Source organism: Mesorhizobium sp. LCM 4577 (genome assembly GCF_001854795.2).
In the GTDB taxonomy this organism is placed as follows: Bacteria; Pseudomonadota; Alphaproteobacteria; order Rhizobiales; family Rhizobiaceae; genus Mesorhizobium; species Mesorhizobium plurifarium.
Window position 1 is genome coordinate 72,625 of sequence record NZ_MDDU01000009.1, and the last position, 14,009, is coordinate 86,633.

The 14,009-nt window shown below is 64.3% G+C and carries 13 protein-coding genes; 12 read left to right on the forward strand and 1 reads right to left on the reverse strand.

The features are described 5' to 3' along the window. Positions 1–112 precede the first annotated feature (112 nt). The 6 genes from LCM4577_RS13440 (at position 113) to gndA (ending at position 6,094) form a co-directional block, all read left to right on the forward strand. Positions 113–1,015 (forward strand): GntR family transcriptional regulator, encoded by a 903-nt coding sequence (locus tag LCM4577_RS13440; RefSeq protein WP_071071649.1) that lies wholly within the window; start codon positions 113–115, stop codon positions 1,013–1,015. A 183-nt stretch (positions 1,016–1,198) separates the two neighbouring features. Continuing rightward, positions 1,199–1,546 (forward strand): DUF2946 family protein, encoded by a 348-nt coding sequence (locus tag LCM4577_RS13445; protein WP_071071651.1) that lies wholly within the window; start codon positions 1,199–1,201, stop codon positions 1,544–1,546. A gap of 88 nt (positions 1,547–1,634) precedes the next feature. Continuing rightward, entirely contained in the window at positions 1,635–2,189 is a 555-nt protein-coding gene (locus tag LCM4577_RS13450) for a copper chaperone PCu(A)C (RefSeq protein WP_071071653.1), read from the forward strand. Between the two features lie 30 nt (positions 2,190–2,219). After that, the gene (locus LCM4577_RS13455) at positions 2,220–2,738 is read left to right on the forward strand and encodes a YcnI family protein (protein WP_041006553.1); all 519 of its coding nucleotides are present in this window, start codon (positions 2,220–2,222) and stop codon (positions 2,736–2,738) included. A gap of 53 nt (positions 2,739–2,791) precedes the next feature. Further along, positions 2,792–4,417: a copper resistance CopC/CopD family protein gene (locus LCM4577_RS13460; protein WP_071071655.1), complete on the forward strand. Its 1,626-nt coding sequence runs from the start codon at positions 2,792–2,794 to the stop codon at positions 4,415–4,417. 252 nt (positions 4,418–4,669) lie between these two features. Continuing rightward, positions 4,670–6,094 (forward strand): NADP-dependent phosphogluconate dehydrogenase, encoded by a 1,425-nt coding sequence (gene gndA, locus LCM4577_RS13465; protein WP_040987355.1) that lies wholly within the window; start codon positions 4,670–4,672, stop codon positions 6,092–6,094. Positions 6,095–6,389: 295 nt separating this feature from the next. Here the strand turns inward: gndA and LCM4577_RS13470 are convergent, their stop codons facing one another. Continuing rightward, complete coding sequence (locus tag LCM4577_RS13470; protein WP_041010326.1) at positions 6,390–7,436, reverse strand: LacI family transcriptional regulator; 1,047 nt, start codon at positions 7,434–7,436, stop codon at positions 6,390–6,392. A 386-nt stretch (positions 7,437–7,822) separates the two neighbouring features. Between LCM4577_RS13470 and LCM4577_RS13475 the strand changes: the two genes are divergently transcribed. The 6 genes from LCM4577_RS13475 (at position 7,823) to LCM4577_RS13500 (ending at position 14,001) form a co-directional block, all read left to right on the forward strand. Further along, a complete protein-coding gene (locus LCM4577_RS13475; protein WP_040987351.1) occupies positions 7,823–9,061 on the forward strand; it encodes an ABC transporter substrate-binding protein in 1,239 nt (412 codons plus the stop codon). An 85-nt stretch (positions 9,062–9,146) separates the two neighbouring features. After that, entirely contained in the window at positions 9,147–10,040 is an 894-nt protein-coding gene (locus LCM4577_RS13480) for a carbohydrate ABC transporter permease (protein ID WP_071071656.1), read from the forward strand. Beyond that, positions 10,033–10,965, forward strand: a complete 933-nt coding sequence (locus LCM4577_RS13485) for a carbohydrate ABC transporter permease (protein WP_071071657.1) — start codon at positions 10,033–10,035, stop codon at positions 10,963–10,965. Before LCM4577_RS13480 ends, LCM4577_RS13485 begins: the two co-directional genes overlap by 8 nt. 2 nt (positions 10,966–10,967) lie before the next feature. Further along, complete coding sequence (locus LCM4577_RS13490; protein ID WP_116390052.1) at positions 10,968–12,068, forward strand: ABC transporter ATP-binding protein; 1,101 nt, start codon at positions 10,968–10,970, stop codon at positions 12,066–12,068. 31 nt (positions 12,069–12,099) lie between these two features. Beyond that, entirely contained in the window at positions 12,100–12,852 is a 753-nt protein-coding gene (locus tag LCM4577_RS13495) for a sugar phosphate isomerase/epimerase (RefSeq protein WP_071071661.1), read from the forward strand. A gap of 6 nt (positions 12,853–12,858) precedes the next feature. Further along, complete coding sequence (locus tag LCM4577_RS13500; protein ID WP_071071662.1) at positions 12,859–14,001, forward strand: Gfo/Idh/MocA family protein; 1,143 nt, start codon at positions 12,859–12,861, stop codon at positions 13,999–14,001. Positions 14,002–14,009: the final 8 nt, after the last annotated feature.

The window sequence follows — 14,009 nt, forward strand, 5'->3', positions numbered from 1 at the left end:
CCTGCCCGTTGGCAAGCCGGCGAAAAACGTTCCGCTTTTCGGAGGCTTGCGCTAGGAGACCGATCATATCGCGCTTCCGGCCAGCCGCCGCAAGCGTTGGGGGATACGGGGCATGTCGAAGAGCAACAACGTCTACAAGGACGCTTTCAACCGCTGTCTGCGGCTGCTCGACGAAACCAAGAGCCTGCCTTCGGAACCGGAGCTCGGCACGCTGCTCGGCGTCAGCCGCACCACGGTGCGCAGCATTCTTTCGCGCATGGAAGAAACCGGGCTGATCGCCTGGAACAAGCGCAGCAAGACGGTGCTCAGGGCGCCACGGCCGGAGGATTTCTTCCCCGAGGAGGAGACCGATTCGCTGRCCGAGATCATCGAGCGCTCCTTCATGYGGCGCCTGCTGGCTGAGGGCGCCGAGGCCGGCATGCAGATCAACGAACTGGAGCTGGYGCGCGAGATCGGCGTCGGCACCACCAGCGTGCGCGAGTTCCTGATCCRCTTCTCGCGCTTCGGGCTGATCGAGAAGCGGCGCAACAGCCACTGGGTGCTGAAGGGGTTCACGCGCGCCTTCGCGCTGGAACTGACCGAAATCCGCGAGATGTTCGAGCTGCGCTCGGCAGCGGCTTTCGCCGCGCTGCCGGAGGATAGCGCGGTGTGGGCCGATCTCGACCGGCTGGAGGTCGAGCATCGCCAGCTCGCCAGCGAGATCGCCACGCGCTTCAACGAATTCTCCGAGCTCGACGAGCGCTTCCACCGGCTGATCCACCGCGCCTCGCACAACCGCTTCATCGTCGACTTCTACGATGTGATCGCGATGATCTTCCACTACCACTACCAATGGAACAAGGCCGAGGAGCGCCAGCGCAACGAAGTCGCCGTGCAGGAGCATCTTGCCTATATCGCGGCGCTGAAATCGCGCGATCCCGGCAAGGTTGACGCCGCCTGCCGCAAGCATTTGAAGTCGGCGCGCCAGACGCTGCTGAGCTCGATTCCCGAAGGACGGCAGGCGCAGCCCGCCTAGGGTCTGTTGAGATTCAGGTCAGGCCGGCATCACCTGAATCTCAACAGACCCACAAGAACAGACGCGTCGTGCCGTGTTGCCGCAGCGCGGTTTTGCCGATTTTCCGGCCGCATCGTCCATGTTAGGGTCCATCAAGTTTCCGGGAGAGGCTTGGCGTTGGATATAGGGCTGAAACGATGGAGCATGCCGGCCGCGTTCGTCGCGGCGCTGCTTCTGTTGCTTCAGTCCTCTCTCGGCGCTTTCGCCTTCGGCGCGCCGTCGCAGYTCGACGCCTTCGGCAACGTCATCTGCACGCATGAAGGGGCCGTAAAACCACCCGGTGGGGATTCCCACCAGCAGCACATGCCGGCCTGCTGCTCGCTCGGCTGCAGCATGGTTTCGCCGGCGCATCTGCCGCCGCCGGAAGCGAGTGCGCTTCATGGGGCGACGGCGTTCGAGACCGTCGCTTTTGTGGTCCCGGCCTTCCAGCATCTCGACTTCGCCCGTGATCGCTCTCCGGCCAATCCGCGCGCGCCGCCGGCAATGGTCTGATCCGCGGAACCTTCCGCGAGCCTATTCATCCAAAGATCAGACTGTCGCGGCCGCAAAGCGGCGCGATCCTCATATTCATGGAGCAACCATGTCCAATCTTCTTTCCATGGCGCAAGCCTTCGCCTTTCGCGGCGCGCCGCCCTTCCACCTCCAGCATCGCGTCGGCCTCGCCGTGCTCACCCTGCTTTTGCTCGTCGCCTGCATTCCCGCCGCCCTCGCGCATGAGTTCAAGGTCGGCGATCTCGAGATCGAGCACCCCTGGTCGCGGGCGACGCCGCCCGGCGCCAAGGTGGCAGGCGGCTATTTCACTGTGACCAACAAGGGCAGCGCGCCCGACCGGCTGCTGTCGATTTCCTCCGACATCTCCGACAAGGCCGAACTGCATGAGATGGGCATCAAGGACGGCGTCATGACCATGCGGCCGGTCGAGGGTGGGCTGGAGATCCCGGCCGGCGGCAAGGTCGCGCTGAAGCCCGGTGCCTATCACCTGATGTTCGTCGGCCTGAAGCGACAGCCGAAGCAGGGCGAGAAGTTCCCGGCGACGCTGACCTTCGAGAAGGCCGGTAGCGTCAAGGTCGAGTTTGTCGTCGAAGGCATGGGCGAGACGGGCAGTAGCGATATGGACATGGACCACGCCGAGTAATCCGCCTGTTCGAAATCAGAGGGACAATTCATGAAGAAATATCTTTTGGCGGCGGGCGTGCTTTGCGCGTTCGGGACCAATGCCGCGCTCGCCCACATCACGCTCGAAACGCAGGAAGCGGCTGTCGGCTCGACCTACAAGGCGGTCTTTCGCGTGCCGCATGGCTGCGAGGGCAAGGCGACGACCGCGGTGCGCGTGCAGATTCCTGAAGGCGTGATTTCAGTGAAGCCGATGCCCAAGCCCGGCTGGACGCTGCAGACCAAGAAGGGCAAGTACGAGAAATCCTACCAGCTCTATGGCGAAACGCTGACCACCGGCGTCAAGGAAGTGGATTGGAGCGGCGGCAATTTGCCTGACGAGTTCTATGACGAGTTCGTGTTCCGCGCCTCGCTGGCGGCCGATCTGCCGGCCGGCCAGATGCTCTATTTCCCGGTGGTGCAGGAATGCGGCGACGCGACCGATCGCTGGATTGAGATCCCGGCGGCCGGCCAGGGCGAGGACGCCTTGGAAACTCCGGCGCCCGGCATCAAATTGCTGCCGAAGAAATGATCTTTCGTTGGCGCGCTCCATCAGGGCGCGCCACCATTTCCTGTTGTGACGGCATGAACGCAGCACAGCCTTCCTCGATCCGCCTGCATGCCGGCCTGCTTTCCTGGCTGGTGGCGGTGCTGGTGGCGATGGCGGTATTGGCCATGCCCGGCCGCGCCTTCGCGCATGCGGCGCTGGTCGCGACCGATCCGGCCGACGGCGCGGTGCTGACGCAAAGTCCCGCCAAATTCTCGCTGACCTTCAGCGAGCCCGTCTCGCCGCTGGTGCTGACACTCGTGCGGCCGGACGGCTCGCAGCTTGCGCTGACATCCTTCCGCCTCAACGACCAGACGGTCGAGATCGACAATCCCGAGACGCTCAAATCCGGCACGCATGTGCTCAGCTGGCGGGTGGTGTCGGTCGACGGCCATCCGATCGGCGGCTCGGCGCTGTTTTCCATCGGGGCGCCAAGTGCCGCGCCGGTGGCGGGCGAAGCCGTCGACTGGACGCTGCGCGGGGCGATCTGGGTGGCCAGGCTCTTTCTCTATGCCGGCCTCTTCCTCGGCGCCGGCGGCGCGTTCGCGCTCGCCTGGCTGGCCGAGGACTGGCGCCGCGGCCAACGCCTTGTCGCTTCCGCACTGCTTTTCGGCCTCGTTGCAGCGCCGGTGTCGCTCGGCCTGCAGGGCTTGGATGGGCTCGGCGCGCCGCTCGCGCGCCTTGCGGCACCGACAGTCTGGAAGACCGCGCTGGAGACGAGCTACGTCTGGACGGTGCTGATCGGCCTGATCGCGCTTGGCCTCGCGCTGCTTTCGCTCGCCGGGCCGGCAGGCTTTCGCAAGCTGTCGGCGAGCGCAGCATTGCTCGGTGTCGGCGCCGCCCTTGCCGCGAGCGGCCATGCCAGTGCCGCCGAGCCGCAATGGCTGACGCGGCCGCTGGTGTTCCTGCACGGCACCGCAATAGCCTTCTGGGCCGGTTCGCTGGCGCCGCTCGGCCTTGCGCTACGGCAGCAGCCGGCGGAGGCAAAAGCCTTTCTCCGGCGCTTCTCCCGCGCGATTCTGCCTGTCGTCGCCGTGCTCGCCGCCAGCGGCATCGTGCTGGCAATCATCCAGGTTGAGCAGCCGGCAGCGTTGATCAACACGTCCTATGGCCGGCTGTTGCTCCTGAAGCTGGCGCTGCTGCTTTTCCTGTTCACGCTTGCCGCGGTCAATCGCTGGACGCTGACGGCGCCCGCCGAGGCCGGCGACACCGAGGTGCAGCGGCGGCTGGTGCGCTCGATCGGCATCGAGGTGGTCATCGTGCTTGCCATCTTCGGCGTCGCCGCCGGCTGGCGCTTCACTCCGCCGCCGCGCGCGCTGGCGATCGCCGCGGCGCAGCCGGCGTCGATCCACATCCACACGCTGAAGGCGATGGCCGATCTCAGCATCACGCCTGGACATGCCGGCGAGGTCGCTGCTTCGATGATGATCATGACCGGCGATTTCGGACCGGTGGACGCCAAGGCGGTGACGCTGGTGCTGTCGAAGCCGGATTCCGGCATCGAGCCGATCAAGCGGCCGGCGACGAAGCCCGGAGACGGAACCTGGCGAGTCGACAATCTCGTCATTCCGCTGCCCGGCCGCTGGAACGCAAGGCTCGATATCCTCGTTTCGGACTTCGAGGTGGTGAAAATCGAGGCGCCGATCGACATCCGCGCTAAGTGATATTCAGGTGAGGCCGGCCTACGAACGGCGGTTTTCTGCGCTTCCGGTGCTCACGTACTTAAGTACGCTCCGCTCCGGTTCTCGAAACCCACCATTCTCGGCTCGGCCTGACCTGAATCTCACTCAGCGCTAACGCGACACAAATCGGCGAGGCGGTTGACGCCGCCGCCAAGGCCCGTCATTCATCTTGCGAAACAGTGGGCATCGCCCGAAACGCGGCCACAACAAGCATTCGAAAGCAGGGAAGAAACGATGGAAAAAGCCGAAATCGGCCTGATCGGCCTTGGCACGATGGGTTCCAACCTGGCGCTCAACATCGCCGAGCACGGGCACCGCATCGCCGTCTTCAACCGCACGCCGTCGCGCACCGACGCTTTCGTCGAGAGCGCCGGCGCGCTGAAGGACATGGTCGTTCCCTGCTACAGCCTGGAGGAGCTTGCCGCTGCGATCCGCCCGCCGCGGCCGATCATCATCATGGTGCTGGCCGGCAAGCCGGTCGACGAGCAGATCGCGGCACTGCGCGGCGTGCTTTCCGACAACGACATCGTCATCGATGCCGGCAACGCCAATTTCCGCGATACGATGCGGCGCTTCTCGGAGCTGTCCGGCTCGGGCCTGACCTTCATCGGCATGGGCGTGTCGGGGGGCGAGGAAGGCGCGCGCCATGGCCCGTCGATCATGGTCGGCGGCACCGAAGAATCCTGGAAGCGCGTCGAGAAAGTGCTGACGGCGATTTCCGCCAAGTTCAAGGACGAGCCTTGCGCGGCCTGGCTCGGCCATGATGGCGCCGGCCATTTCGTCAAGACCATCCACAACGGCATCGAATATGCCGACATGCAGATGATCGCCGAGATCTACGGCATCCTGCGCGACGGGCTCGGCATGGCGCCCAAGGAGATCGGCAAGGTTTTCGGCGGCTGGAACCAGGGTCGGCTCAACTCCTACCTGATCGAGATCACCGCCAAGGTGCTGGCCGCCGACGATCCCAAGACCGGCAAGCCGGTGGTCGACATCATCCTCGACCGCGCGGGGCAGAAGGGCACCGGCAAATGGTCGGTCATCGAGGCGCAGCAACTCGGCATTCCGGCGACGGCGATCGAGGCCGCGGTGGCGGCGCGCGTATTGTCCTCGATCAAGGACGAGCGGCAGGCGGCGGAAAAGGCCTATGGCAATATAGGCGTCGAGAAGATTTCAGGTGACAAGGCCGCACTGCTCAAGGATCTGGAGTTGGCGCTGTTCGCCGGCAAGATCGCGGCTTACGCGCAGGGTTTCGCGGTGATGAGCGGCGCCTCGAAGGAGTTCAACTGGAACCTGCCGATGCCGACCATCGCCAAGATCTGGCGCGCCGGCTGCATCATCCGTTCGCAGATGCTCGACACGATGGCCGAGGCCCTCGGTTCCGGCAGCGCTTCCACCAACCTTCTGATGGCGCCGGCCTTCATCGCCATGATGAAGGAGGCGCATCCGTCGCTCAGGCGCATCGTGGCGCGCGCCTCCGAGGCCGGCTCGCCGGTGCCGGCGCTGTCCTCGGCGCTCGCCTATTTCGACAGCTACCGGCAGGGACGCGGCACGTCGAACCTGATCCAGGCGCAGCGCGACTTCTTCGGCGCGCATGGCTTTGAGCGGATCGGCGAGCAGGGCGCGTTTCACGGGCCGTGGGGGAGCGGGGCAGCTTAGGTTTGGCTCAGACGGCTCTCCCGTCGTCATCCACGGGCGAAGCAAGGAGCGAAGCGACGCGGCGCAGACCCGAGGATCCATGCCGTGACGCCTGCCATAGAATGCAGCGGTCCAGTAAAGCGCTCCGACAGCACCTTTGTCTGCATCGCTGCAGCTCTCGGAATTCACGGAATGGATCCTCGGGTCTGCGCGTCCGCTTCGCTTCCGCTCCGCCCGTGGATGACGAAGCTGAGGGGTTCCGGCAAATCTCCGCCGTGGTCGCAACCCGGCAAAATCATTTGGTCAGGAACCAGGACTATCCGCGATAAGGCAAAACCTCGCTCGGCGTGCTGAGCGATTGCAGCGAGCCGGGGTCCTTGCCGCCAATCCAGCCGAGCACGGCGCGGGCGAGCTCGGAGCCGGCGAGCCTAAAATTCTCGTTGACGACGAGCAGTTCCCGTCGGAACAGATGCAGCAGTTCGGACGATTGTTTCGACACCACGTCGACGTCGCGGCCGAGCTGCAGCCCGGCGTCCTCGATGCCGGCCACGATGGCAAGCGTCGCGGCGGCGGCGCTGCTGACGAAGCCGTCGGGCCGGTCCTTGCGCCGCATCAATTGCGCGGTCCGCGTCCTGATCTGCTCGATCGACTGGTCGATGGAGACGGTGTTGAACGGCACCTCTGAGGCCCCCACCTCGCTCAGCGCATCGGCAAAGCCGTTCACCGTATGGCCGTAATAGGTGAGGCCGACCGGCGGGGTGACAAGCGCCAGCCGGTTGCGGCCCCTGCCGGCGAGATAGCGGACGGCCTCCCCGGCAAAGGCGTAATTGTCGAAGTCGTGATAGGGATGCACCAACCCCATGTCGGTGCGGCCATGCGTGGCGAAGGGAATGCCGTGCTCCAGCATGTAGCGCGCCCGCGGGTCGTTGGGCTGGGTGCGTGAGATGATGACGCCGTCGGCCGAGCCCGTCTCGACCAGGTAGCGCACCGGGTCGAGCGGATCCTGCGAGCGTGAATAGGGTGTGACGATCAGATGGTAGGGCGTGTCGGCGATCACCTCGGTAACGCCGTAGATGATGTCCGAGACGAAGCTCATCAGCTCGTGCTCGGTGTTCAGCACAAGCGAGATGACGTTGGTCTTGCCTGTCCTCAAGCGCACGCCCGCGCGGTTCGGACGATAGCCGATCTGCTTGGCGACGAGCTGGACGCGACGTCTGGTCTCGGCGCCGATCTCGGGCGCATCCTTCAGCGCGCGCGAGACCGTCGTGACGCCAAGCCCGGTCATGAAGGCAAGCGTCTTCAGCGTCGGCCGCTCCTTGCCCGACGCGTCGTCGTCGCCCTTCTTCGTTACCCGTCTATCCATTCGTCCCGCCCGTCAGGCGCATAGCAGCCGCGGGGCCGACCGGCAATCGTGCGGTGTTGACAATTGCGCGACCCTTGGCCCGTGGCTGGGTTCAATATACTGAAACGTTACAGATTGCCAATCTTCGCGATTGACCGGCAAGATCGCGACCATTCACATCTGGATGCGGAGGTGAGCTGAAAGCCATTGGAATCACAAAGAAATATCGTTTCGGGATCGATTCCGGCGCCGGCCGGCCACTTTGATGCCGGCATTGGCGCTTTGATAGAAAGATTTTGTTCGCGGCTCGAAAAAATCTCAATCTGCCTTGAGGCGAGGGGTTGCCTATGCGAGTCATTTGCCGTATCGAAAATCTGTAACGTTTCAGATTCTGGGAGGAAGCCGAAATGCGATACAAATTCCTGACTGCCGCCTTTGCCGCGACGGTTGCGCTCAACGTCGCCGGTCCGGCGGCCGCGACCGACCTGGAAGTCACCCATTGGTGGACTTCGGGCGGCGAGGCGGCGGCGGTGGCCGAGCTTGCCAAGGCATTCGACGCGACGGGCAATCACTGGGTCGACGGCGCCATTGCCGGCTCCGGCGGCACGGCGCGGCCGATCATGATCAGCCGCATCACCGGCGGCGATCCAATGGGCGCCACCCAGTTCAACCACGGCCGTCAGGCCGAGGAACTGGTGCAGGCCGGGCTGATGCGCGACCTCACCGACATCGCCACCAAGGACAAGTGGACGGAGATCGTGCGGCCGAAGAGCCTGCTCGACAGCTGCACCATCGACGGCAAGATCTATTGCGTGCCGGTCAACATCCACTCCTGGCAGTGGCTGTGGCTGTCCAACGAGGCTTTCCAGAAGGCCGGGCTGCCGCTGCCGAAGGACTGGAATGAATTCGTGGCCGACGCTCCGGCGCTGGAAAAGGCCGGCATCATCCCGCTCGCGGTCGGCGGACAGGCCTGGCAGGCCTCCGGCGCCTTCGACGTGCTGATGGCCGCGGTCGGCGGCACCGACACGTTCCTCAAGGTCTACAAGGACAAGGACGCCGCCTTCGCGGCCGGTCCGGAGATCGCCAAGGTGTTCAAGGCGGCGGACGACGCCCGCAAGATGGCCAAGAACACCAATGTCCAGGACTGGAACCAGGCGACCAATCTGGTCATCACCGGCAAGGCCGCCGGCCAGATCATGGGCGACTGGGCGCAGGGCGAGTTCCAGGTCGCCGGCAAGACCGCCGGCAAGGACTACACCTGCTTGCCCGGTCTCGGCCTGAATGAAGTCATAGCCACCGGCGGCGACGCCTTCTACTTCCCGCTGCTCAAGGACGAGGCGAAGGCCAAGGCGCAGGTGGTGCTTGCCGAGACCCTGCTCGATCCGAAGACCCAGGTCGCCTTCAATCTCAAGAAGGGCTCGCTGCCGGTGCGCGGCGACGTCGACCTCAACACGGCCAATGACTGCATGAAGAAGGGCCTCGCCATTCTCGCCAAGGGCGCCGTCATGCCGTGGACGGACCAGCTGCTCTCGCAAGACAGCCAGAAGCAGAAGGAAGACCTGTTCTCCGAGTTCTTCGCCAAGCCCGATATGACGCTCGAAGAGGCGCAGAAGCGCTTCGCCGAGATCATCGGCTCAGCGGACTGAACAACCGGCGCCCCCGCCGGCTCCCGGCCCCATTCCAGCGGGGTCGGGAGCATGACGCCCTCATTGTCCCAGCCCGGCTGCCGAGATGAGCAACAGCGAACGCCCGAGTAAGCTTTTCCGTAACCTGAACGCCAAGGTCGCATCGATCCCGATGGTGCTCACCGCGCTGGTGGTGTTCGTCGGCGGCACGGCGTGGACGGTGCTCTATTCCTTCACCAATTCGAAGCTCCTGCCGCGGCTCAACTTCGTCGGGCTCGACCAATATCACCGGCTCTGGTCGACATCGCRCTGGCTGATCTCGATCGAGAACCTTTTGATCTACGGCGCGATCTCGCTGGTGTTCTCGCTGGTCATCGGCTTCCTGCTTGCAGCCCTGCTCGACCAGAAGATCCGCTTCGAGGACACGTTCCGCACCATCTTCCTCTATCCCTTCGCGCTGTCCTTCATCGTCACCGGGCTGGTCTGGCAATGGCTGCTCAATCCGGATTTCGGCGTGCAGCGAGTCGTGCGCGACCTCGGCTGGACGAGCTTCAGCTTCGATCCGCTCTACAATTCCAGCATCGTCATCTACGGCATTTCGATCGCCGCGCTCTGGCAGGGCACGGGGCTGATCATGTGCCTGATGCTCGCCGGCCTGCGCGGCATCGACGAGGATATCTGGAAGGCGGCGAGGGTGGACGGCATTCCCGCCTGGAAGACCTATCTCTTCATCGTCATCCCGATGATGCGGCCGGTCTTCATCACCACGCTGGTGATCATCGCCGCCGGCATCGTCAAGGTCTACGACCTGGTCGTGGCGCAGACCAGCGGCGGCCCCGGCATCGCCTCCGAAGTGCCGGCCAAATATGTCTACGACTACATGTTCTTCGCCCAGAATCTCGGCCAGGGTTTTGCCGCCTCGACCATGATGCTGTTGTCGGTGGTGATCGTCATCGTGCCATGGGCCTATCTCGAATTCGGAGGCAAGAAGCGTGGCTGACGTCGCCTCCCTGTCCACCAGCGCACAGGCGCTGCGGCGCCATGCCACCGGCCCGAGCGGGCCGAAACCGCGGCACGTGCTGTCGCGCCGCAACATCTTCCTCTACGGCACGCTGATCGTCGTGGCGCTCTACTATCTTCTGCCGCTCTACGTGATGATCGTCACCTCGCTGAAAGGCATGCCGGAAATCCGCCTCGGCAACATCTTCTCGCCGCCGATGGAGATCACTTTCGAGCCCTGGGTCAAAGCCTGGGCGAGCGCCTGCACCGGGCTCAACTGCGACGGGCTCTCGCGCGGTTTTTGGAATTCCGTGCGCATCACCGTGCCGTCGGTGCTGCTCTCGATCGCGATCGCCTCGGTGAACGGCTATGCCCTGGCCAACTGGCGCTTCAAGGGCGCCGACACCTTCTTCATCATCCTGATCGTCGGCGCCTTCATCCCCTACCAGGTGATGATCTATCCGATCGTCATCATCCTGCGCGAGATCGGCATCTACGGCACGCTGACCGGACTGGTGATCGTGCATTCGATCTTCGGCATGCCGATCCTGACGCTCTTGTTCCGCAACTATTTCACCTCGATGCCGGAGGAGCTGTTCCGCGCGGCGCGCGTCGACGGCGCCGGCTTCTGGGGCATCTATCTGCGCATCATGCTGYCGATGTCGCTGCCGATCTTCGTGGTCGCCATCATCCTGCAGGTGACCGGCATCTGGAACGACTTCCTGTTCGGCGTCGTCTACACCCGCCCCGACACTTATCCGATGACGGTGCAGCTCAACAACATCGTCAACTCGGTCCAGGGCGTGAAGGAATACAATGTCAACATGGCCGCGACCATCCTGACGGGGCTGGTTCCGCTTATCGTCTACTTCATTTCCGGCAAGCTCTTCGTGCGCGGCATCGCCGCCGGCGCGGTGAAAGGATGATGATGGCAGCTGAAATCGCCAATCCCAGCGTTTCGATCCAGGACCTATCGCTCAATTTCGGCGCCGTCTCGGTGCTGCAGACGCTCAACCTGGATGTCGCCGACGGCGAGTTCATCGTGCTGCTTGGACCGTCCGGCTGCGGCAAGTCGACCTTGCTCAACTGCATCGCCGGCCTGCTCGACATTTCGGACGGCCGCATCTTCATCAAGGGCAAGAACGTCACCTGGGAAGAGCCGAAGGACCGCGGCATCGGCATGGTGTTCCAGTCCTACGCGCTCTACCCGCAGATGACGGTGGAAAGGAACCTTTCCTTCGGCCTGCGCGTCGCCGGCGTGCCGAAGGACGAGATCGCCAAGCGCATCGCCCGCGCCGCCGAGATCCTGCAGATCGAGCCGCTGTTGCAGAGGAAGCCCTCGGCGCTGTCCGGCGGCCAGCGCCAGCGCGTGGCGATCGGGCGCGCGCTGGTGCGCGACGTCGACGTCTTCTTGTTCGACGAGCCGCTCTCCAATCTCGACGCCAAGCTGCGCTCGGAGCTGCGTGTCGAGATCAAGCTGTTGCACCGCCGCCTGAAGAACACAATGATCTACGTCACCCACGACCAGATCGAGGCGATGACGCTGGCCGACCGCATCGCGGTGATGAAGGGCGGCGTGATCCAGCAGCTCGACGCGCCGCAGACGATCTACAACCGCCCCGTCAACCGCTTCGTCGCCGGCTTCCTCGGTTCGCCGGCGATGAACTTCATCGACGGCAGGCTGGAGAAAGATGGCGGCGATTGGCACTTTGCCGTCGAGGATGTGCGCATTCCGCTTGCGACCTATGCCTTCGAGAAGGAGCCGGCGCCTGGCCCCGCCGTGTTCGGCATCCGGCCCGAGCATGTCGCCTTCAACAGCGGCACGGGCTGGCCCTTCACCGCGACGGCCAATGTCGAGGTCGTCGAGCCGATGGGTTCCGACACGCTGGTGTGGCTGAAGCTCGGGCAGCAGAACTTCACCGTGCGCGTCACCTCCGAACGCACGCCGAAGAACGGCGATGCGGTCAGCATCGGCTTCGATCCGCTGCGCGCCTCGCTCTTCGACGCCCAAACCGGCGCCCGAATTTAACCTCCCAGGACCAACAGCACGGACAGGACAGATGAACTGGTCATTCCAACTCTACAGCGCGCGCAATTTCCAGCCATGGAACGGCGTGGTGAAAATGCTCGGCGAGCTCGGTTATAAGCAAGTGGAAGGCTTCGGCGGCGTCTATGACGACCCCAAAGCGTTCCGCGCCGAGCTCGACAAGAACGGGCTGGCGATGCCGACCGGGCATTTCTCGATCGACGCGCTGGAGAATGATTTCGACGGCGTGCGCAAAATCGCCGACGCGCTCGGCATCACGCTTATGATCTGCCCCTATCTGATGCCCGACCAGCGTCCGTCCGACGCCGCCGGCTGGCGCGGCTTCGGCGAGCGTCTCGCCAAGGTGGGCGAAACGGCGAAGAAGGCCGGCTACGGCTTTGCCTGGCACAACCACGATTTCGAGTTCAAGGCGCTCGCCGACGGCTCGGTGCCGCAGGACCATATCCTGTCCGCCGCGCCCGATATCGGCTGGGAAATGGACGTCGCCTGGGTGATCCGCGGCGGCGCCGATCCGTCGCCCTGGATCGAAAAACACGGCAAGCGCATCGTCGCCGTCCACGTCAAGGATATCGCCAAGCCGGGCGAGGGGCTGGACGAGGACGGCTGGTCGGATGTCGGCCACGGCACGGTCGACTGGGCGGGCCTGTTCAAGGCATTGCGCGCCAAGAGCGCGGCGCAGTATTTCATCATGGAGCAGGACAACCCCAACGACATCGAGCGCTATGCCCGCCGCTCGATCGCGGCAGCCAAGAGCTGGCAGGAGTAATCGAAAATGGCAGATAAACTTGGCGTAGGCGTCATCGGCTGCGGCAACATCTCGAAGGCGTATTTCTCGCTGGCGCCGCTGTTCCGCGGCATCAAGATGCGCGCCTGCGCGGATATCAACATGGAGGCCGCGACGGCGCGCGCGAAGGAGTTCAAGCTGCGCGCCGCGACGGTCAGCGACCTGCTCAGGGACGACGAGATCGACATCATCGTCAACCTGACGATCCCGGCCGTGCACTATGAAGTCTCAAAAGCGGTGCTCGACGCCGGCAAGCACGTCTATTCGGAAAAACCCTTCGTGCTGTCTATCAAGGAAGGGCTCGATCTCAAGAAACGGGCCGAGAAGAAGGGCCTGCGCATCGGTTCGGCGCCGGACACCTTCCTCGGCGGCGCGCACCAACTGGCGCGCGAGCTGATCGACAGCGGCAAGCTCGGCAAGATAACCAGCGGCACCTGCCATGTGATGGGCCACGGCATGGAGCATTGGCACCCCAACCCTGACTTCTTCTTCCAGCCGGGCGCGGGACCGGTGCTGGACATCGGGCCGTATTATGTCACCAACCTGATCCAGTTGATCGGGCCGGTCAGCCGAGTGGCGGCCTTCGCCACGACGCCGGCCAAGGAGCGGACGATCTCGTCGAAGCCGCGCGCGGGCGAAAAGATCCCGGTCAACACGCCGACCACCATCCACGCGCTGCTCGAATTCGCCAATGGCGCGGTGATCACCCTCAACACCTCCTGGGACGTCTGGAGCCATGGCCATGCGCCGATGGAGCTCTACGGCGAACTGGGCACCGTCTTCGTGCCGGACCCGAATTTCTTCGGCGGCGAGGTGCGCTTCACAGACAGCGCCAAGCCGGTGAAGAAGCTGCCCAAATGGAACCATCCGTTCGGCGTGCCGAACGAGATGCATGGCCAGGGCATGATGGCCAACTACCGCACCGCCGGCCTTGCCGACATGGCGATTGCGATCGCCGAAGGGCGGCCGYATCGCTGCTCGATGGAGTTGGCGCTGCACGCCGTCGATGTGATGACCGRCATCCTGCGTTCGGGCGAAAGCGGCAAATATGTCGCCATGCAGACGAGCTGCGAGCGGCCGGCCGCGCTCGGCGTCAAGGACGCGAAGGCGCTGCTGGCAAAGAAAAACTAGGTGGCGAC